This window comes from Streptomyces sp. NPDC104831, from assembly GCF_055583025.1.
This window is the reverse complement of record NZ_JBVJOT010000044.1, coordinates 39636-59267: the sequence shown is the minus strand read 5'-3', so window position 1 is coordinate 59267 and position 19632 is coordinate 39636. Positions and strand designations below refer to the sequence as shown.

15 protein-coding genes are annotated in these 19632 nt (G+C 75.2%); 7 read left to right on the top strand and 8 right to left on the bottom strand.

Features of this window, described 5'->3' with window-relative positions; genetic code table 11:
* Positions 1-66 precede the first annotated feature (66 nt).
* The 3 genes from ACZ63H_RS27260 to rhaI all read right to left on the bottom strand — a co-directional run bounded on the left by ACZ63H_RS27260 (position 67) and on the right by rhaI (position 4833).
* A complete protein-coding gene (locus ACZ63H_RS27260) occupies positions 67-1533 on the bottom strand; it encodes a rhamnulokinase (protein ID WP_469869369.1) in 1467 nt (488 codons plus the stop codon).
* Positions 1530-3569 carry a bifunctional aldolase/short-chain dehydrogenase gene (locus tag ACZ63H_RS27255; protein ID WP_469869367.1) on the bottom strand — a complete coding sequence of 680 codons (2040 nt, stop codon included), beginning with the start codon at positions 3567-3569 and terminating at the stop codon, positions 1530-1532. The genes ACZ63H_RS27260 and ACZ63H_RS27255 overlap by 4 nt, the downstream gene beginning before the upstream one ends.
* 103 nt (positions 3570-3672) lie before the next feature.
* Complete coding sequence (gene rhaI / locus ACZ63H_RS27250) at positions 3673-4833, bottom strand: L-rhamnose isomerase (RefSeq protein WP_469869365.1); 1161 nt, start codon at positions 4831-4833, stop codon at positions 3673-3675.
* Positions 4834-5103: 270 nt separating this feature from the next.
* Here rhaI and ACZ63H_RS27245 point away from each other — a divergent pair, with 270 nt between their 5' ends.
* The 4 genes from ACZ63H_RS27245 (at position 5104) to ACZ63H_RS27230 (ending at position 9054) form a co-directional block, all read left to right on the top strand.
* The gene (locus ACZ63H_RS27245) at positions 5104-5424 is read left to right on the top strand and encodes an L-rhamnose mutarotase (RefSeq protein WP_469869363.1); all 321 of its coding nucleotides are present in this window, start codon (positions 5104-5106) and stop codon (positions 5422-5424) included.
* 305 nt (positions 5425-5729) lie between these two features.
* Positions 5730-6749 (top strand): LacI family DNA-binding transcriptional regulator, encoded by a 1020-nt coding sequence (locus ACZ63H_RS27240; RefSeq protein ID WP_469869361.1) that lies wholly within the window; start codon positions 5730-5732, stop codon positions 6747-6749.
* A gap of 100 nt (positions 6750-6849) precedes the next feature.
* On the top strand, positions 6850-8148 hold the full coding sequence (locus tag ACZ63H_RS27235) for an alpha/beta fold hydrolase (RefSeq protein ID WP_469869359.1): 1299 nt from the start codon (positions 6850-6852) through the stop codon (positions 8146-8148).
* 57 nt (positions 8149-8205) lie between these two features.
* Positions 8206-9054: a pentapeptide repeat-containing protein gene (locus ACZ63H_RS27230; protein WP_469869357.1), complete on the top strand. Its 849-nt coding sequence runs from the start codon at positions 8206-8208 to the stop codon at positions 9052-9054.
* Here the strand turns inward: ACZ63H_RS27230 and ACZ63H_RS27225 are convergent.
* Entirely contained in the window at positions 9016-10620 is a 1605-nt protein-coding gene (locus ACZ63H_RS27225) for a cytochrome P450 (protein WP_469869355.1), read from the bottom strand. The genes ACZ63H_RS27230 and ACZ63H_RS27225 overlap by 39 nt on opposite strands.
* A gap of 117 nt (positions 10621-10737) precedes the next feature.
* Between ACZ63H_RS27225 and ACZ63H_RS27220 the strand changes: the two genes are divergently transcribed.
* Positions 10738-11346: a TetR/AcrR family transcriptional regulator gene (locus ACZ63H_RS27220; protein WP_469869353.1), complete on the top strand. Its 609-nt coding sequence runs from the start codon at positions 10738-10740 to the stop codon at positions 11344-11346.
* A gap of 91 nt (positions 11347-11437) precedes the next feature.
* Positions 11438-12163 (top strand): DUF2470 domain-containing protein, encoded by a 726-nt coding sequence (locus tag ACZ63H_RS27215; protein WP_469869351.1) that lies wholly within the window; start codon positions 11438-11440, stop codon positions 12161-12163.
* Here ACZ63H_RS27215 and ACZ63H_RS27210 read toward each other — a convergent pair.
* From ACZ63H_RS27210 to ACZ63H_RS27195, 4 genes are all read right to left on the bottom strand, one after another.
* Entirely contained in the window at positions 12131-13348 is a 1218-nt protein-coding gene (locus tag ACZ63H_RS27210) for a lactonase family protein (protein ID WP_469869349.1), read from the bottom strand. The two genes, ACZ63H_RS27215 and ACZ63H_RS27210, sit on opposite strands and share 33 nt — an antisense overlap.
* A gap of 101 nt (positions 13349-13449) precedes the next feature.
* Positions 13450-14661 carry an FUSC family protein gene (locus tag ACZ63H_RS27205; RefSeq protein ID WP_469869415.1) on the bottom strand — a complete coding sequence of 404 codons (1212 nt, stop codon included), beginning with the start codon at positions 14659-14661 and terminating at the stop codon, positions 13450-13452.
* 150 nt (positions 14662-14811) lie between these two features.
* A complete protein-coding gene (locus ACZ63H_RS27200) occupies positions 14812-15300 on the bottom strand; it encodes an FBP domain-containing protein (protein WP_469869347.1) in 489 nt (162 codons plus the stop codon).
* Positions 15301-15397: 97 nt separating this feature from the next.
* Positions 15398-16045, bottom strand: coding sequence for a response regulator transcription factor (locus ACZ63H_RS27195; protein ID WP_469869345.1), 648 nt, complete (start codon positions 16043-16045; stop codon positions 15398-15400).
* 263 nt (positions 16046-16308) lie between these two features.
* Between ACZ63H_RS27195 and ACZ63H_RS27190 the strand changes: the two genes are divergently transcribed.
* Positions 16309-19524 carry a bifunctional cytochrome P450/NADPH--P450 reductase gene (locus ACZ63H_RS27190; protein WP_469869343.1) on the top strand — a complete coding sequence of 1072 codons (3216 nt, stop codon included), beginning with the start codon at positions 16309-16311 and terminating at the stop codon, positions 19522-19524.
* Positions 19525-19632: the final 108 nt, after the last annotated feature.

Genomic DNA, 19632 nt, shown 5'->3' with positions numbered 1-19632 from the left:
GGGGGGAACGGATCATCGGACCAGTGCAGGGTAGTCGGCGGGGCACGGCCGCGGGCAGAGGGCGGCTCACCGCGCGGCGAGCCGGGCCCCGGCCGCCCGCCACCGCTCGGTGTCCCCCCGCGGCGTGTACCGGGTGAGCGGCTGGGTGCGGGTGAGCAGCCGGCGCAGCGCGGGCAGATCGCCGGCGAGTCCGTGCGCGCGGGCCTGCACCAGCACGTTGCCGAGCGCCGCCGCCTCGGTCGCGCCCGCGACGACCGGCAGCCCGCAGGCGTCGGCCGTCAGCTGGCACAGCAGCGCGTTGCGGGTGCCGCCGCCCACCAGGTACACCACGTCCACCGGATGGTCGGCCAGCCGGGCCGCGTCCAGCACGGCCCGCCGGTGGGCGAGGGCCAGCGAGTCAAGGACGCACCGGGTCACCTCGGCCCGGGTCACGGGCACCGGCTGCCCCGTGGCCCGGCACGCCTCGGCGATCCGCTCCGGCATCCGGCCCGGCGCGAGGAACGCCCCGTCCCCCGCGTCCACCACCGACCGCAGCGTCGGCACGGCCGCCGCCTCCCGCAGCAGCAGCCCGAGATCCGGCTCCCCCCAGGCCCGTACGCACTCCTGGAGCAGCCACAGCCCCATGATGTTGCGCAGGTAGCGGACCGTGCCGTCCAGCCCCAGCTCGTTGGTGAAGTTCGCCGCCCGGCTCTCCTCGGTGAGCACCGGCGCCGACAGCTCCAGGCCGGCCAGGGACCAGGTGCCGGTGCAGATGTAGGCGAACCGCTCGCCGGCCGCCGGGACGGCCACCACGGCCGACGCGGTGTCGTGCGAGCAGACCGCCGTCACCGGCACCGGTCCGCGCAGCCCGGTCTCCGCCAGCACCCGGGGCAGCAGGGTCCCGGCCGGATCGCCCGGCTGCCGCAGCGGCGCGAACAGCGCGAGGTCGATGCCCAGCCGGCCGGCGACCCCGTGCGCCCAGGTCCGGGTCCGCGGGTCGACGAGCTGGGTGGTGGAGGCGTTGGTCAGCTCGGTGCCCTGCTCGCCGGTGAGCCAGTACGTCAGCAGGTCCGGGACGAGCAGCACCCGCGCCGCGTGCGCGAACCGGGCGCTCGCGCGGTCGGCCGTGAGCTGGTGGAGCGTGTTGAACGGCGCGTGCTGAAGGCCCGTCGCCGCGTACAGCTCCGCCGCCGGGACGCTCGCCCACACCTTCTCCGCGACCCCCTCGGTGCGGGCGTCGCGGTAATGGACCGGGTTGCCGAGCAGCGCCCCGTCGGCGTCCAGCAGGCCGTAGTCCACCGCCCAGCCGTCGACGCCGACGGAGGCGAGCGTCCCGTCCGCGCGGTGCGCGCCCGCCGCCCGCAGACCGTCCAGGACGCCCCCGTACAGCGCGAGGACGTCCCAGCGCAGCCCCTCCGGGAGGCGCACCGGCCGGTTCGGGAACCGGTGCGCCTCGGTCAGCTCCACCGAGTCCGGGCCCACCCGGCCCACCATGACCCGCCCGCTGGACGCGCCCAGGTCGACCGCCGCGTACGCCTTCACCCCCGTGCTCATCGCAGGAACGCGGCCGCCACGCCCGCGTCGACCGGGAGGTGCGCCCCGGTGGTGTGCGTGAGGTCCCCGCCGGTCAGCGCGAACACCGCGTTCGCCACGTGCTCGGGCAGCACCTCGCGCTTCAGCAGGGTCCGCCGCGCGTAGAACTCGCCCAGCTCCTCCTCCGGCACCCCGTACACGGCGGCCCGCCGCGCGCCCCAGCCCCCGGCGAAGATCCCGGAGCCGCGCACCACACCGTCCGGGTTGACCCCGTTCACCCGGATCCCGTGCTCGCCCAGCTCGGCCGCCAGCAGGCGCACCTGATGGGCCTGGTCGGCCTTGGTGGACGAGTAGGCGATGTTGTTCGGCCCGGCGAAGACGGCGTTCTTCGAGACGACGTACACGATGTCACCGCCCAGTCCCTGCGCCGTCATCACCCGGGCCGCCTCCCGCGACACCAGGAACGAGCCGCGGGCCATGATGTCGTGCTGGAGGTCCCAGTCCCGGGCGGTGGTCTCCAGCAGCGGCTTGGAGACGGAGATCCCGGCGTTGTTGACGACGAGGTCGACCCCGCCGAACGCGAGCGCCGCGGACCGGAACGCGGCGGCGATCTGCTCCTCGGAGGTGACGTCCACGGTGACGGCGACGGCCTTGTCCGGCCCGCCCAGTTCCCCGGCGACCCGCGCCGCGCCCCCGGCGTCCAGGTCGGCGACGACGACACAGGCGCCCTCCGCGGCCAGCCGGTGCGCGACGGCCCTGCCGATGCCGCTGCCCGCGCCCGTCACCAGCGCGACGCGGGTGGCGAGCGGCCTGGGCTCCGGCATCCGCCGGAGCTTGGCCTCCTCCAGCGCCCAGTACTCGATGCGGAACTTCTCCGCCTCCTCGATGGGCGCGTACGACGAGACGGCCTCGGCGCCCCGCATCACGTTGATCGCGTTGACGTAGAACTCGCCGGCCACCCGGGCGGTCTGCTTGTCCTTGCCGAAGCTGAACATGCCGACGCCCGGGACCAGGACGACGGCCGGGTCGGCGCCGCGCATGGCGGGGGAGTCGGGCAGGGCGTGCCGCCGGTAGTAGGCGGCGTACTCCTCCCGGTAGGCGGCGTGCAGTTCCTCCAGCCGGGCGACGGCTTCCGCCGGCGGCGCGGTGGGCGGCAGGTCCAGCACCAGCGGCCGCACCTTGGTGCGCAGGAAGTGATCGGGGCAGGAGGTGCCGAGCGCGGCCAGCCGGGGGTGCTCGGCACGGGCCAGGAAGTCCAGGACGGCGTCGGAGTCGGTGAAGTGCCCCACCTGCGGCCGGTCCCGCGAGGCCAGGCCCCGGACGTACGGCGCGAGGGCGGCGGCCCGCTCCCGGCGCTCGGCCTCGGGCAGCGCCTCGTACCCGGCGACGACCGGGCCGAACGGCTCCGCCCTGCCGCGCTCGGCGAGGAACGCCTCGGCGGTGCGGATGATGTACAGCGAGTTGCGCTCGCACTCCTCGGACGAGTCGCCCCAGGCGGTGATCCCGTGCCCGCCGAGGACGCAGCCGACGGCCCGCGGGTGGGCGGCCCTGACCGCGGCGATGTCCAGCCCGAGCCGGAACCCGGGCCGCCGCCACGGCACCCACACCACGCGGTCCCCGAAGCATTCGGCGGTCAGCTTCTCCCCGTCGGCCGCGCAGGCGAGCGCGATCCCGGAGTCCGGGTGCAGGTGGTCCACGTGCGGGGCGTCCACCAGGGCGTGCATGGCGGTGTCGATGGAGGGCGCGGCCCCGCCCCTGCCGTGCAGGCAGTAGTCGAACGCCCCGACCATATCGTCCTCGCGCTCCGCACCCGGGTAGACGCCGGCGAGCGCCCGCAGCCGGTCCAGCCGCAACACGGCGAGCCCGCCCTCGGTGAGCGTCCCGAGGTCGCCCCCGGACCCCTTCACCCACATCAGCTCCACCTCGCCGCCGGTGACGGGATCGGTGGTGACGCCCTTCGCGGAGGCGTTCCCGCCGGCGTAGTTGGTGTTGCGTGGGTCGGAGCCGAGCCGGTGCGAGCGAGCGAGGAGGGCGGCCACTTCGGGATGGGTGGTCATGCGTACGGGTTCCTTCCGGAAGGAGGTGGGTGTCCAAAGGGGCGCGGGGAACTGCGTGGGAGGCCACGACGGGACCCGCGACGGCGCTCCGGCGGCAGACGCCTCACGCCCCCCAGCCGGCCTGCTCGCCCCCGACCCGCTCGGCGACGATCCGCTCGGCCCATCCGGACCGGGCGTACGCGGCCATCGGGTCGGGGTCCAGCCCCATGTCCTCGCGCACCTCGCGGAGCAACGGCCGCACATCCGTGTCGTACGCGTCCATCAACACCGCGTTGGCTCCCAGCACGTCCCCCGAAGCCTGGGCCCCGGCCAGCGCGGCCCGGTCCACCAGCAGTGCCTTCGCCGTGGCCTCCTGGACGTTCATCACCGAGCGGATGACCGCCGGGATCTTCGGCTCGATGTTGTGGCACTGGTCGAGCATGAACGCGACGTCCGGGGTGAACCCGCCGCCCCGCACCACCTCGTACATGATCCGGAACAGCTGGAACGGGTCCGCCGCCCCCGCCATCAGGTCGTCGTCGGCGTAGAACCGCGAGTTGAAGTCGAACCCGCCGAGCCTGCCCTCCCTCAGCAGCGTGGCGACGACGAACTCGATGTTCGTGCCCGGCGCGTGGTGCCCGGTGTCCACCACCACCCGGGCCCTGTCGCCGAGTCGGAGGCAGTGGGCGTAGGCGGTTCCCCAGTCCGGCACGTCCGTCGAGTAGAACGCCGGCTCGAAGAGCTTGTACTCCAGCAGCATCCGCTGCCCGTCCCCGAGCCGCGCGTACACCTCGGCCAGGCCCTCGGCCAGCCGGTCCTGGCGGGCCCGCACGTCGTCCTGCCCGGGGTAGTTCGTGCCGTCCGCGAACCACAGCTTCAGGTCGCGGGACCCGGTGGCGTCCATGATGTCGACGCAGCGCAGCAGGTGGTCCACCGCCTTGCGGCGCACCGCCGCGTCCGGGTGGCAGATGCTGCCCAGCCGGTAGTCGTCGTCCTGGAAGGTGTTGGAGTTGACCGTGCCCAGTCGCACCCCCCGCTCCCCGGCGTACTTCGCGAGCGCCGCGTAGTCCTCCACCGTGTCCCAGGGGATGTGCAGGGCGACCGAGGGCGCCACCCCGGTGAACTCGTGCACCCGCGCCGCGTCCTGGAGCTTCTCCCACGGCGAGCGCGGCACCCCCGCCTGCGCGAACACCTTGAACCGGGTGCCCGAGTTCCCGTACGCCCACGACGGCGTCTCGACGGCCTGGGACTTGAGCGCGGCCTTCACCGCGGCGAGGTCGGTCACTTCGGGGCTCCCGGGGAGGTCGGCGTGCGACGGACTGAGTGTGTGAAACGATTCAGAATGGCAAGCTAGGGGCCGCCACCAGGGGTGTCAAGCGCTCCGGCCGACCTCGAACCCGCGACCCCTGCGCCGCCTTCCTGGTCGAAAGTTTCTCGGTACGGGCGCGTCGACGAGGCGCGGTTGCGGTGCCCGGCGTCCCGGCGATTTACTTGAAACCTTTCACCGGGGCGGATGCACCCTCGGCACGACTTCCGAGAGGACGGGAGCGAGTCCATGCAGCGCGTGTGCTTCCTGCCGAAGGTCCGGGCGGACCGGCTCGACGAGTACCGGGCGCGGCACGCGGCCGTCTGGCCGGAGATGCTCGACGCCCTGTCGGAGACCGGCTGGCACAACTACTCGCTGTTCCTGCGCGAGGACGGCCTGCTGGTCGGCTACCTGGAGACCGAGGACTTCGCCGCCGCCCGGGCCGGCATGGCCGCCACCGGGGTCAACGCCCGCTGGCAGAAGGAGATGGCGCCCTTCTTCGAGTCCCTGGACGGCGCACGGCCCGACGAGGCCGTGCGACCGCTCACCGAAGTGTTCCACCTGGCCTGACCGCAGCCGCGCCGGCGAGACCCCCGCCGACCGGGCCGGTCCCCCCGCGGCCGGATCGCCGACCCGGCGGCCTGCGGGTACCCGGGCCGGACCCCGCTGTCCGACGGCGCGGGGCCCGACGCGTTCGGCGAGGTGATGGCCGACGGGACCCGGATCGCGGCGGGCCACGTCCTGCCGTTCCCGTACCGGGAGAAGTGCGCCGGCCGGAAGCCCTCGCCGCCGCACGTGGCCGGCTCCGCCCCGCCGGCCCGGCGGTAATCTGAGGCTCGTCCCGCCGCATCCCGTCCCTGGAGGTCCGAAGCCCGATGGCCCAGCCGGTGGGTATCAAGGACGTCGCCCGCGCCGCCGGAGTGTCGGTGGGCACGGTCTCCAACGTCATCAACCGCCCGGACACCGTCGCGGGCGAGACCCGGGCGCGGGTGCTGTCCGCGATCGACCGGCTCGGCTACGTCCGCAGCGAGTCGGCGCGCCAGCTGCGCGCGGGCCGCAGCCGGATCATGGGCCTGCTCGTGCTCGACATGGGCAACCCGTTCTTCGTGGACGTGGCCCGCGGCGCCGAACGGGCGGCCCGGGAGGCCGGGCTCGGCGTGATGGTGTGCAACAGCGCCCAGGACGCGGCCGAGGAGGCCGAGTACCTCTCGCTCTTCGCCGAACAGCGGGTCCGGGGCGTGCTGCTCACCCCGGCCGACGCCACCGGCCGCAACATCGCCGCCTTCCGCCGGCACGGCATCCCGTTCGTGCTGGTCGACCGGGTCGCCGAGGGCACCACCGAGTGCTCGGTGTCGGTGGACGACGTCGCGGGCGGCGCGCTCGCGGTGCGCCACCTGGTGGACGCCGGGCACCGCTCGATCGCCTACGTCAGCGGCCCGCCCGGGCTCAACCAGGTCCGGGACCGGCGCACCGGCGCGCTGTCCGCCCTCGCCGAGGCCGGGCTCGGCCCCGGGGCGCTGCGCGAACTGCCCACCGACCGCCTCGACGTGGCCGCGGGCCGGGACGCGGGCGCCCGCCTGCTCGGCCTCGCCGACCGCCCCACCGCCGTCTTCTGCGCCAACGACCTGCTCGCCCTCGGCCTGCTCCAGGCCATGTACGCGGCGGGCGTCACCGTCCCCGACGACCTGGCGATCGTGGGCTACGACGACATCGAGTTCGCCGCCGCGGCGGCCGTCCCCCTCACCTCCGTGCGCCAGCCCGCCGTCACCCTCGGCGCCCTCGCCGCCGAACTGCTGCTGGAGGAGACCGAACGGGGCGAACGGGCCCACGAGCACCGCCGGGTGGTGCTCCAGCCGGAGCTGGTGGTGCGCCGCTCCAGCCTCGTCGCCCGCTGACCGCCGCGTTAGCCGGCCGGCGGTGATCCCGGGCGCCGGCCCGCGCGCGCCCGTGTGCTGAACTGGGACGCGTCCGCATCCGCCCGTCCCGGGAGACCCGTTGAGCCTCAGCTACCGCCAGCCCGGTGTCGTCCTCACCGACCACCACTTCACCGTGCCCCTCGACCACGCCGACCCCGGGGGCGAGACCATCGAGCTGTACGCCCGCGAGGCGGTGGCGAGCGACAAGGCCGGGCAGGACCTGCCCTGGCTGCTGTACCTCACGGGCGGCCCCGGTTTCGGGGCGCACCGCTTCGTCGGGCGCCAGTCCTGGCTGGACCGGGCCCTGAAGGAGTACCGCGTCCTGCTGCTCGACCAGCGCGGCACCGGCCGCTCCACCCCCGCCACCCGGCAGACGCTCCCGCTGCGCGGCGGCCCCGCCGCCCAGGCCGACTACCTCACCCGCTTCCGCGCCGACTCCATCGTCCGCGACTGCGAGGCCATCCGCCCCCGGCTCACCGGCGGCGCCCCGTGGACCGTGCTCGGCCAGAGCTACGGCGGCTTCTGCACGGTGACGTACCTCTCGCTGGCCCCCGAGGGCGTGCGCACCGCGCTCGTCACCGGCGGACTGCCCTCCCTGCACGCCCACGCCGACGACGTCTACCGGGCCGCCTACCCGCGCATCGAGCGCAAGGTCGCCGCCCACTACGACCGTTACCCGCAGGACGTGGCGGCGGCCCGCCGGATCGCCGACCACCTCCTCACCCACGACGTGGTCCTGCCGAACGGCTACCGCCTCACCGTCGAGGCCTTCCAGTCCCTCGGCCTGATGCTCGGCACGGGCGACGGCAGCCACCGCCTGCACCACCTGCTGGAGGACGCCTTCGCGCGCACCCCGTCCGGCACGGAGCTGTCGGACGCCTTCCGGGAACAGGCGCAGACCCTGCTGTCGTACGCCGCCAACCCCCTCTACGCCCTGGTCCACGAGACGATCTACGGCCAGGACGCCCGCCCCACCGCCTGGGCCGCCGAACGCGTCCGTGCCGAGTTCCCGCAGTTCGACGCGGCCAAGGCGCTCGCCGGGGACGGCCCGGTGCTCTTCACCGGGGAGACCGTCCACCCCTGGATGTTCGAGACCGACCCGGCCCTGCGGCCCCTGCGCGAGACCGCCGGCCTGCTCGCCGCCCGCACCGACTGGGGCCCGCTGTACGACCCGGCCCGCCTCGCCGCCAACGAGGTGCCCGTCGCCGCGGCCGTCTACCACGACGACATGTTCGTCGACGCCGGCCACTCCCTGCAGACCGCGGCCGCGATCCGCGGCCTGCGCCCCTGGGTCACCAACGAGTACGAGCACGACGGCCTGCGCACGGCACCCCGGGTCCTGGACCGGCTGCTGGACCTGGTCCGCGACGAGGTGTGACGGGCGGCCCGGCCCGCGGCGCACCGGGCGCTTTCGCAGGTCAGTAGGCTGGTCCCCATGCCGGACCAGACAACCGACCTCGCCGACCTGCGCGGCGACTGCGCCCAGTGCTTCGGACTGTGCTGTGTCGCCCTGCCCTTCGCCCGCTCCGCCGACTTCGCGGTGGACAAGCCCGCGGGCACCGCCTGCTCGAACCTCCGGGACGACCACCGCTGCGGCATCCACGCCCGCCTGCGGGAGCGGGGCTTCTCCGGCTGCACGGTCTACGACTGCTTCGGCGCCGGGCAGAAGGTGTCCCAGGTCACCTTCGGCGGCCGGGACTGGCGTACCGGACCGAAGGACGACGTGCGCCGGATGTCCGACGTGTTCCCGGTCGTCCGGCAGCTGCACGAACTGCTGTGGTACCTCACCGAGGCGCTGGGCCTGCCCGCCGCCGCGCCCGTCCACCCCGAGCTGCGGCGGGCGCTGGAGCGGACCGAGGCGCTCACCCGGCAGAGCCCCGGGGAGCTGGCCGCGCTGGACGTGGCCGCGCACCGGCAGGAGGTCAACGTGCTCCTGCTGCGCACCAGCGAACTGGTCCGGGCCGGCGCCCCCGAAAAGGGCAAGCGGAAGGGCAAGGGCAAGGACCGGCGGGGCGCGGACCTGATCGGCGCCCGGCTCAGGGGCGCCGATCTGCGCGGGGCGAGCCTGCGCGGCGCGTACCTCATCGCGGCCGACCTCACCGGGGCCGATCTGCGCGGCGCGGATCTGATCGGCGCCGACCTGCGGGACGCCGACCTCACCGACGCCGACCTGACCGGGGCGTTCTTCCTCACCCAGCCTCAGGTGAACGCCGCGCGGGGCAGCGCCGGCACGCGGCTGCCCGCGTCAGTCACCCGGCCGGTGCACTGGGCAGCGGCCGGCTGACCGGGATCCGGCCGGTCCGTGCGGGTCCTGCCGCCGGTCGTCCGTGACTGCCTCGCGGTCCGGGTGGGCCTGCGCGGCCGAGCCGCCGCCGGCGGCGTCCCGCGTTTCCCCGGGGCGCTGCCGCCGTCGTTCCAGCCGCAGCCGCAGCCCTTCCGGCATCAGCGTCAGGCGTTCGGCCACGGTCAGGCGGTAGCCGGGGTCGAGGTGCAGGTCGTAGCGGCGCAGCAGCAGGCCGAGGACCAGCGTCGCCTCGTGCAGGGCGAACTGCCGGCCGATGCAGGCCCGCGCCCCGGTGCCGAACGGCTTGAAGGTGTGCGGCGGCCGGGCGCGCACGGCCGCCGGGGTGAAGCGGTCCGGGTCGAAGCGCTCGGGGTCCGCGCCCCACACCTCCGGCGCGCGGTGCAGCATCGGCGTCAGCACCAGGGCCCACGCGCCCCGGCGCATCGGGTGCTCCCCGGCGAGGACCGTGTCGTGCCGGGCCTCGCGGGCGAAGGCGGGCGCGGTCGGCCACAGCCGCAGCGACTCGTCCAGCACCCGGCGCACATAGCGCAGCCGGGCCACCTGGTCGTAGCGGGGGTGCGGGGCGTCGCCCCAGACGCGGTCCACCTCGGCGCGGGCCCGGGCGGCGATCTCCGGGTGCCGGGCGAGGTAGTACAGGGCGAAGGAGAGCGCACCCGAGGTGGTCTCGTGGCCCGCCACCAGGAACGTGATCACCTGCTTGCGGACGTTCTCGGAGGACAGCCGCTCCCCGGTCACCGGGTGCGTGGTGGCCAGCATGCGGTCCAGCAGGTCCCCCTCGCCGTCCCCGGACCGGCGCCGGGCCGCGACCAGTTCGTCCACGGTGCGGTCGAGGCAGGCCATGTCGGCGGCGTTGCGCCGGGCCGCGGAGCGCAGCAGCAGCGGGGCCAGCGGTCCGGGGACGGTGTTCAGCCGCTGGGCGTAGGCGAGCGTGCCGACCATCGCGGTGACGAAGGGGTGCGGGCGGTCGCGCTCGAAGGAGCCGAAGTCGTGCCCGAAGCCGGTCCGCGCGATCGTCTCCAGGGTCAGCCGGGTCATGTCGCCGGGCACGTCCACCGGGTGCCCGGCCGCCAGCCGCCGGTCCCAGTGGTCGGTGAGCCGGCCGGCCACGGACAGCATCATCCCGTGGTAGCCCTCCATGGCCTCCCGGCTGAACCCGGGTGCCAGGACGTCGTGCGCCAGCTGCCAGTTGGGTTCGTGGTTGTAGGCGGTGAACAGGCCGTCCCCGGCCACCGGGCGCAGGTTGGCGACGCCGAGGCCGACGTGCTTGGCGAACCGTGACTCGTCGGCGAGGTCGGCGACCAGCCGCGCCCCCCACACCAGCACGAACTCGTTGCCGAAGGCCCGGTGCCGGTAGATCGGGCCCAGGGCGCGGGCGTGGCGCAGGGAGTCCTGGAGCGGGCGGTGCCGGTCGGCGCCGAGCACATCGCCGAGCAGCGGCAGCCGGCGCGGCGGGTGCGGTATGCGATGCAGTTCGGGCCAGCCCCGCTCGGCGCTCCGGAAGCCCTTCGGCGGCCGGTTCCCCGTGGTCTTCGTCGTGTCCGCCATGGCGTGATCCCCCTTGATCCAGCGGATGGTTGACGCCGCCCCGCGTGCTGGACGTGGGTTCAATAACGCGTTTCAGTGTGGTGCCGTTGTTGAACCGGCGTCAAGTAAAGTGACGCCATGCCCGCGAACGAGGAGGAGCGCGCCCGGCGCCGGCTCAGTACCGAAGAGCGCCGTGAGCAGTTGCTGTCGGTCGGCGCGAGGCTGTTCTCGGAGAGCGCCTACGACGATGTGTGGATCGAGCGGGTCGCCGAGATCGCGGGGGTTTCGCGGGGGCTGCTGTATCACTACTTCCCCACCAAGCGGGACTTCTTCGCCGCGGTCGTGGAGCGCGAGAGCGAGCGGATGCTGCGGATGACGGCGGCCGTGCCCGGGGTGCCGGTGCGCGAGCAGCTGACCGCCGGCCTCGACGCCTACCTCGGCTATGTCGAGACCCACGCCCAGGGCTTCCGCGCCTTCCACCGCGCCGACGCGGCCGGCGACCAGGCCGTGCGCCGTGTCTACCAGCGGGCGCTGGCCGCGCAGGAGCGGCAGATCCTGGCCGCGTTCGCCGCCGACCCGGAGTTCGGGCCGGTCGTCGAGGCGGCCCCCGGGGTGCACCTGGCGGTGCGCGGCTGGCTCGCCTTCACCACCGCCGTCTGCCTGGAGTGGCTGCGCGGCGAGGGGGAGTTGAGCCGCGCGCAGGTGCGCGACCTGTGCGCCCGCGCGCTGCTGAGCGTCCTCGCGTAACCCGGAACGCTTCCGTCCGCCGGTGCGGCGTGGTTGGCGCGCGCCCCGAACTCCGATAAGTTAGGGAAGGCTTACCTAAGGAGATCTCGGGATGGATGACACCCAGGACTGGACGGCCGCCCCCGGCGCGGCGGAACGGGCGCGCTCGCTGCTGTCCGTCGCGTGGTCGTGCGCGGTGACCGCGAACGGTGTGCGCGAGGAGTACGCCGGCGCGCACACCGTGACCGGGGACGGCCGGGTGCGGCTGACGGTGCCCGACGACAGCGGCCTGCTCGCCGCGGCCCTGTGCGCCCCGCGCCAGGAACCCTCCGCCCTGCTGGAGTTCGCCGACGTGGCCCCCGTACCGGTGCGCGACCGCGTCCGCGCCCGGCTCCGGCTCTCCGGCCGGCTCGCCCTGTCCGAGGGCGACCTGCTCTTCCGCCCCGCCCGGGTGGTGCTCCGGGACGCCTCCGGACCCGTGGTCGTCGGCCTCGACGAGTTCGCCGCCGCCCGCCCCGACCCCCTCGCCGGCGCCGAGGCCCGGCTGCTCACCCACCTCGCCGACGCCCACCCGGACGCCGTCGAGCGGCTCACCCGCCTGGTGCGGCCGGAGAGCCTGCACGCCGCGACCCGGGTGGCGCCGCTCGCCGTCGACCGGCACGGGCTGACGCTGCGCATCGAGCGCACCCGCGCCCACGGCGACGTACGACTGCCCTTCCACACGCCCGCCGACGACGTCCCCCAGCTCACCGAGCGGATGCACGCCCTGCTGGCCCAGGCCGCCGCCGCGGCCTGCCCCCGGGCGCTACAGCGGCAGCGCGCAGACGGCGACGGGTGACGCGAACGGCTCGCCCGCCGGGCTCAGTCCGCCGCCGTCGGGGTCCACGTGGAAGACGGTGACCGTGCCCGAGCGCTGGTTCGCCGCGAACAGCAGCCGGCCGTCCGGGGAGAACGCGATCTGCCGCGGGAAGTCCCCGCCCACCGGCACCGTGCCGAGCAGCCGCAGCCGGGCCCCGGCGGACTCCACGGCGTACCGGGCGATGCTGTTGTGGCCCCGGTTGGCCAGGAACGCGAACCGTCCGTTCGCCGTCACCAGGATCTGCGCCGGATAGTTGGTGCCGCCCTCCGAGCCCGTCGGCTGCGGCGGACCCACGCGCAGTCGGCCGGAGCGCGGATCGTAGGCGCAGACGGCCACGGTGTCGTCCACCTCGTTGGCCAGGTAGGCGTACCGGCCGCCCGGATGGAAGGTCAGGTGGCGCGGCCCCGCGCCGGGCCGGGTCCCTGCCCGGGCGGCCTCCGTGAGCGTGCCGCGCACCGGGTCGAGGCGGTAGGTGTAGACGGTGTCGGTGCCCAGGTCCACGGCGAGGACGTGCCGCCCGTCCGGGCTCGCCGTGAACTGGTGGGCGTGCGGGCCCTGCTGGCCGGGTCCGGGCGGCGGAGAGGTGTGGGTGACCCGGTCGGTGCGCTCGCCCAGGGCGCCCGAGGCGTCGATCGGGTGCACGCAGACGCTGCCCGAGCCGTAGTCCGCGCTCAGCAGCCAGCGCCCGCCGGGGTGCACCGACAGATGGCAGGGGCCCGCGCCGCCGGTGCTCCGGGTGCCGAGCACCCGCCGGTCCGCGAGGCGCACGGCCGTCACCCCGCCCTCCCGGCGCTCGGCCACCGCGTACAGCGTGCGGCCGTCCGGGTGCACGGCGAGGTACGACGGGTCGGGCACCCCGGTGAGCGTGCCCGCCCCGGTGATCCGGCCCGAGAGGGGGTCGTACGACGCGAGGCCGATGCCGGTGCCGCCCCCCTCGACGGAGGTGTAGGTGCCCACGTACAGCGGGCGCGGCCCGGACGGCGCGCGCGACGGCGCGGCGGGTTCCGGCGTGCCCCGGGTGGCCGGAGCGCCGGCCCGCGGGGCCACCCGGGTCGTGCACCCGGCAACCGCCGCCGTGCCCGCCACCGCCCCGACGAACCGGCGCCTGGTCCAGCCGTCCCCGCGCTCCCGGCTTCGCGGGGGTGTCCGTGACTCCGTCTCCATGCCCCACCTCAGGTCGTCGGTCGGCCCGCTCGTGACAGCCACCTTGGCCCGCATCCGTCACCGGGGGCAAGCGTGCCCGGTCCGGACGGTCCCCGCGCGCCTCACCGGGACCGGTTGCCGAGGCCCGCGCGGTTGCGCCACAGCTCCTCCTGGACGCCGAGCCAGTCGCGCAGCCGGGCCGGCCGGGGCAGCTTGGCCCGGTGCTCGCGGGAGACCCGGTCCAGCTCCTCCAGCAGCCGCCGGGTGCGGTGCTCGGTGTTCAGCTCGTCGATGATCCTGGTCGTCTCGGTCAGCACGGCGCCCAGCAGCTGCCAGTCGGTCCAGTCCTCGGCGATCTCCTCCCGGAGCAGCTCCGCCAGCCGGTCCCGGGTGCCGGCCGCCGTGTGCAGCTCGGCCGACAGCCGGGCTTCCGCCGACTCGGCGTCCTCGCTCAGGTGCGTGGTCACCAGCACCGCGAAGCTGACCACCGCGTCGGCGATCTCCGACAGCAGCCGTTCCACGGTCGCCCCCACCCGGGGCGGGAACAGGTCCTTCGAGCCACGGGCCTTCGCCAGGTCCGTGAACGAGCGGGCCAGCACCCGCAGCACCACCGTGCAGATCTCCAGGGTGTCCAGACCGGTGCGCAGCACCACCCGGTGCAGCAGCCCCTCCTTGACGCGCGGATTGAGCCGCAGGCTGTCCTCCGCCTGCCGCAGCGCCGAGTCCACGCCCGTGATGTCGTGGTCCAGCCGGCGCGCCTCGTGCAGCCGCTCGGCCGCCTGCTGCCAGGGCACGCGGCCCGCGGCCTCCTCGCCCATCCGCAGCATCAGCTGGCGCACCCGCCGGGCCAGGCCCTCGATGGACCGGCCGGCCTCGTCCACCCACACGGGCGGCGGCAGCAGCAGGTTGCAGGCGGTGCCGACGGCCGCGCCGATCAGCGTCTCCACGATCCGCGCCCACGCGGTGTAGCCGACCGTGGCACCGAGCACCAGCATGGCGCTGATCGCCACCTCGGCCACGTACTCGTCCACCCGCACCACGCGCCCCACGGCCAGCGAGGCGATGATGAGCAGTGCCAGGCTCCACCAGGTCAGCCCCACCAGCACACTGAACGCGATGGCGACCAGCACGCCGGCCACCACCGCGTTCACCCGGCGGATGCCGTTGGTCAGCGTGGCGTAGAACGTCACCTGGACGACCAGCAGCGCGGTCAGCGGCGCCGTCAGCGGGGCCGGCTCCGGACTCAGCCGGAGCGCGATGACGTAGGCGACCGACGCCGCCGCGGCCGACCGCAGCGTCTGGACGACCACCGGTTCCCGGCGACGCCTCAGCATCCGCCGCAGTTGCGAGGTCCAGCCCGGGGTCCACTTCCGTACGTTGATCATCCTTTGGCCTGTTCCCGTTCCTCGGGCAGGTCGAACGTGGCCGTTCGCGGACTGTTTCCGGCCATGTCCGCCACGCCGTGGACCGGGCGGCCCCCGGGCCTACAGCTTGTCGAGGAAGGCGGAGAGGTTGGCCCGGGCCCGCTCGATCCGCTCCTCCAGGGTGAGGCTCTCCTCGAACCGCATCCCGGACTCCGGCACCTTCCTGCCCCGCAGGTACAGCGAACAGGCCAGGTCGGTACACATGTACAGCCCGACCGAGTTCCCCTCACGGCCGGCCGCGCCCGTCTTCCGCGCGGTCATCAGCGACACCCCGCCGCCGGAATGCGTGGTCAGGCACACGGAGCACAGGCTGCGGTGCAGGAAGCCGCGCTGCGCGGCCGGGTACCGCAGGGCCACACCGACGAGCCGGCCGTCGCGTTCGGTGACCAGATAGCTACGGTCCGGCGCGCCGGGATCGCGCCAGCCGAGGAAGTCCAGGTCGTCCCACCGGCGGTCGCCGAGGTCCCGCGGCACGGTCAGGCGCTTCGCCTCGCCCTTGGAGCAGTTGACGAAGCAGGTGCGGATGTCCTGCTCGGTGAGCGGTCTCATCGGGGGAGGGTCCTTCCGGGAACGACGACATTGCCTAGAGATCCTAGGCAGGTGGCTATCGTATGTAGCCCCACAGGGGAGGGCCAATGGTTTTCCGTCAGGGCTGACCGGGGTGGTCGGACCGCGCCCGCGGGGGCCACACCCCCGGCAGGAGCACGCCCAAGGCGTAGGCGCGGGCGACCAGTTCGGTGCGGTTGGCGGCGCCCCAGCGGGCCGACAGCCGCCGCAGGTGATAGGTGACGCCGTCCCTGCTGAGACCCAGCTCACGGGCGGCACGGGCGGTGGTCGCGCCGTCGGCCAGCAGCGCCAGCACCCGCCGTTCCACCTCGGTGGTGTGCACCGGCTCCGGACCGGGCGCCGGGTGCTCGCCCAGCACGCGCAGCATCACCAGCAGCGCCGGTGTCTCCTCCGCGCTGTCGCTCACCGGATCCGCGGTCAGCTCCCCGTGCCGCTCCGCCCCGCCGGGCGCCCGCCAGCACACCGACACCTGATAGCGGGACCGGTGCCGCAGCCGCAGCGCCTCGGCGATCCGCTCCACCTGGCCGGCCTCCTGCGGCCGGAACAGCTCCAGCACCTGCCGGCCGCGCAGCCGGCCCGGGGTCGTACCGCACTCCGTGGCCATCGCCGGGTTCGCCAGCACCACCCGGCCGTACACGTCGCACACCGCCACCGGCACCGACACGCGGTCGAACACCAGCAGCGCGCGGTTGCGCCACGTCACCGCGTCGGCCCGTCCCGCCTCCATCGCACCTCCCGGTCCGCCGGCCGCCCGCCCATCAAAGAGGAAGAGGCAGGTCAGCGGCAACCCGGGGCCGCGGCGGGCGTGGCCGTTGCGGCCGCTCGGCGCGCGGCCGCACCCCGTTCCGGGCGGCGGACGCGCGCGGGGGCGCAAGGGCCGCCGCCGACTTTCCCCTACACGATCGTGTAGGGCCGTGGCGCGGCCCGGCGCCGCGCGTCGAGCACCCTGGAGCGCAGGAGTCCGCTACCGCGAAAGGCAGTTGTCGCGTCATGCCCCCCACCGCACCGCACCCCCGGCCCGCCGCAGCCCTGCCCGGCGTGCCCGTCGTCGACATCTCCGCCACCGGCCCCGGCCGGACCCCCATCCAGCAGCTGATGGAGCTGATGCGGGAGCACGGCCCGGTGCTGGTGCGCCGGCTGCACGGCTGGGAGGCCCTGTTCGTCGCCGACACGGACCTGGTCGCCGACCTGGCCGACGAGGCGCGGTTCGCCAAGCACGTCGGACCCGCCCTGGAGAACGTGCGCGAGTTCGCCGCCGACGGCCTGTTCACCGCGTACAACGACGAGCCCAACTGGGCCAAGGCGCACGACATCCTGATGCCCGCCTTCGCGCTCGGCTCGATGCGCACCTACCACCCGGTGATGCTGAAGGTGGCCCGGCGCCTCATCGACTCCTGGGACCGGGCGGCCCGGGACGGCCGGCCCGTCGACGTGCCCGACGACATGACCCGCATGACGCTCGACACCATCGGACTGGCCGGCTTCGGCTACGACTTCGGCTCCTTCGAACGCGCCGAGCCGCACCCCTTCGTCGAGTCGATGGTCCGCTGCCTGGAGTGGAGCATGACCCGCCTGGCCCGCACTCCGGACGGGGACCACTCGGCCGCTGACGCCGCCTTCCGGGCGGACGCCGACTACCTCGCCCGGGTCGTGGACGACGTCATCGCCGCCCGCACCGGCACCGACCAGAGCGGCGCCGAGGACCTGCTCGGGCTGATGCTCTCGGCCCCGCACCCCGCCGACGGCACCACCCTGGATGCGGCCAACATCCGCAACCAGGTCATCACCTTCCTGATCGCCGGCCACGAGACCACCTCCGGCGCGATGTCCTTCGCCCTGTACTACCTCGCCAAGCACCCCGCCGTGCTCCGGCTCGTCCAGCGCGAGGCCGACGCGCTGTGGGGCAGCGCCCCCGACCCCGAGCCGGCGTACGACGACATCGGCCGGCTCACCTACACCCGCCAGGTGCTCAACGAGGCGCTGCGGCTGTGGCCGACGGCCGCCGCGTTCAGCCGGCACGCCCGCGAGGACACCCTGCTCGGCGGCCGGATCCCGCTGCGCGCCGGCCAGGCCGTCACCGTCCTGTCGCCGATGCTGCACCGCCGGCCCGTATGGGGTGACAACCCCGAGCTGTTCGATCCCGAACGGTTCACCCCGGACGCCGAGGCGGCCCGCCCGGTGCACGCCTTCAAGCCGTTCGGCACCGGTGAACGCGCCTGCATCGGGCGGCAGTTCGCACTGCACGAGGCGACCATGCTGCTCGCCCTGCTGGTCCACCGCTACCGGCTGCACGACCACGCCGGCTACCGGCTCGCCGTGAAAGAGACCCTCACCCTCAAGCCCGAGGGCTTCACCCTCACGCTCACCCCGCGCACCGCCGCCGACCGCGCGCACGCCCCGCTGCCCGGCACCGCGCCCGCGCCGGCCCAGGGCACCCCGGCCCCGGACGCCCTCCCGGCCCGGGTCCGCCCCGGCACCCGCGCCCTGTTCCTGCACGGCAGCAACTACGGCACCTGCCGCGACTTCGCCGCCCGGCTCGCCGACGAGGCCGCCGCCGTCGGCTGCGCCACCGAGGTCGCCGCGCTGGACGCCTACGCGGACGGCCTGCCCACCGACCGCCCCGTGATCGTGGCCGCCGCCTCCTACAACGGCCGCCCCACCGACGACGCCACCGCCTTCGCCGCCTGGCTCGACGGCGCCCCCGACCTGACCGGCGTGACCTACGCCGTCCTCGGTGTCGGCGACCGCAACTGGGCCGCCACCTACCAGCAGGTCCCCACCCGCATCGACGCCCGCCTCGCCGAACTCGGCGCCACCCGGCTCACCGGGCGCGCCGCCGCCGACGCCTCCGGCGACCTCACCGGCGCCGTACGGGAGTTCACGGACCGCCTGCGCACCGCGCTGCTCACCGAGTACGGCGACCCGGACGCCGAGCCCGGCACCCCGGACGAGCCCGCCCACGCCTACACGGTGCGCACCCTGACCGGCGGCCCGCTGGACGCCCTCGCCGAACGGCACGGCCTGGTCCCGATGACGGTCACCGAGGCCCGCGACCTCACCGCGCCCGGCCACCCCCGCGTCAAGCGGTTCCTGCGCATCGCCCTGCCCGAGGGCGTCACCTACCGCACCGCCGACCACCTGACCGTACTGCCCGCCAACGCCCCGGAACTGGTGGACCGGGCGGTCGCCGCGTTCGGCCTCGACGCCGACACGGTCCTGGACATCCAAAGCGCCCGGCCGCGCCGATGGGGGTCCCCCCGCGCGAACGAAGCCGGGCGTGGGGGAGGCATCGCCGTGGACCGTCCGGTGACGGTGCGCGAACTCCTCACGCACCACGTGGAGTTGCAGGAACGGCCCACGGACCGGCAGCGGGCGCTGCTCGCCGCGGCCAACCCCTGCCCGCCCGAGCGCGCCGCCCTCGCCGCCCTGACCGGCGACGACCCGCGCACCCTGGTCGAGCTGGCCGAGGACCACCCCGCGCTGCGCGGCGCCCTCGACTGGCCGCACCTGCTCGACCTGCTGACCCCGCTGCGCCCCCGCCATTACTCCATCTCCTCCGCGCCCACGGCCGACGCCCGCCACGCCGACCTCATGGTGTCCGTGCTCGACGCCCCGGCGCGCTCCGGCAAGGGCCGCTACCGGGGCACCGGCTCCGGTCACCTCGCCGCCCTGCGGCCCGGCGACACCGTGTACGCCCGCGTCCAGCCCTGCCGCGAGGCGTTCCGGATCGACGGCTCGGCACCCGTGGTGATGGTCGCCGCCGGAACCGGTCTCGCGCCGTTCCGGGGTGCCGTCGCCGACCGCCTGGCCGCACTCCGCGCGGGCGCCCAACTCCCGCCCGCGCTGCTGTATTTCGGCTGCGACGCCCCCGACGCCGACTACCTGCACGCCGACGAGCTGCGGGCCGCCGAACGGGCCGGCGCCCTCTCGCTGCGCCCGGCCTTCAGCGCCGCCCCCGTCGACGGCGCCGCCTTCGTCCAGCACCGCATCGCCGCCGAGGCCGACGAGGTCTGGCGGCTGCTGAGCGCCGGCGCGCGGGTGTACGTGTGCGGCGACGGCGCCCGCATGGCACCCGGCGTCCGCGACGCCTTCCGTGCCCTGTACCGCGCGCACACCCCCGGGGCCGGCCCGGCGGCGGCCGAACGCTGGCTCGACTCCCTGGTGGCGCAGGGACGTTACGTGGAGGACGTGTACGCGGCCGGGTGAGCCGGGGCCGGGGCGGGGGCCCGGGGCGGCGCCGGCTCCGGGCCCCGCCCGGGCCCTCCCGCTCGCCTCCGCCGGCCGGAAGTCGCCGCCGCGCCGGACGGCATCCGG

Excerpts from the sequence above, each read along its gene's own strand:
- ACZ63H_RS27240 (WP_469869361.1), top strand. The coding sequence starts at position 5,730 with ATGGCCCAGCCGGTGGGTATCAAGGACGTCGCCCGCGCCGCCGGAGTG.
- ACZ63H_RS27245 (WP_469869363.1), top strand. The coding sequence starts at position 5,104 with ATGCAGCGCGTGTGCTTCCTGCCGAAGGTCCGGGCGGACCGGCTCGAC.
- ACZ63H_RS27190 (WP_469869343.1), top strand. The coding sequence starts at position 16,309 with ATGCCCCCCACCGCACCGCACCCCCGGCCCGCCGCAGCCCTGCCCGGC.
- ACZ63H_RS27230 (WP_469869357.1), top strand. The coding sequence starts at position 8,206 with ATGCCGGACCAGACAACCGACCTCGCCGACCTGCGCGGCGACTGCGCC.
- ACZ63H_RS27215 (WP_469869351.1), top strand. The coding sequence starts at position 11,438 with ATGGATGACACCCAGGACTGGACGGCCGCCCCCGGCGCGGCGGAACGG.
- ACZ63H_RS27260 (WP_469869369.1), bottom strand. The coding sequence starts at position 1,533 with ATGAGCACGGGGGTGAAGGCGTACGCGGCGGTCGACCTGGGCGCGTCC.
- ACZ63H_RS27205 (WP_469869415.1), bottom strand. The coding sequence starts at position 14,661 with ATGCTGAGGCGTCGCCGGGAACCGGTGGTCGTCCAGACGCTGCGGTCG.
- ACZ63H_RS27210 (WP_469869349.1), bottom strand. The coding sequence starts at position 13,348 with ATGGAGACGGAGTCACGGACACCCCCGCGAAGCCGGGAGCGCGGGGAC.
- ACZ63H_RS27200 (WP_469869347.1), bottom strand. The coding sequence starts at position 15,300 with ATGAGACCGCTCACCGAGCAGGACATCCGCACCTGCTTCGTCAACTGC.
- ACZ63H_RS27220 (WP_469869353.1), top strand. The coding sequence starts at position 10,738 with ATGCCCGCGAACGAGGAGGAGCGCGCCCGGCGCCGGCTCAGTACCGAA.
- ACZ63H_RS27255 (WP_469869367.1), bottom strand. The coding sequence starts at position 3,569 with ATGACCACCCATCCCGAAGTGGCCGCCCTCCTCGCTCGCTCGCACCGG.
- ACZ63H_RS27195 (WP_469869345.1), bottom strand. The coding sequence starts at position 16,045 with ATGGAGGCGGGACGGGCCGACGCGGTGACGTGGCGCAACCGCGCGCTG.
- ACZ63H_RS27225 (WP_469869355.1), bottom strand. The coding sequence starts at position 10,620 with ATGGCGGACACGACGAAGACCACGGGGAACCGGCCGCCGAAGGGCTTC.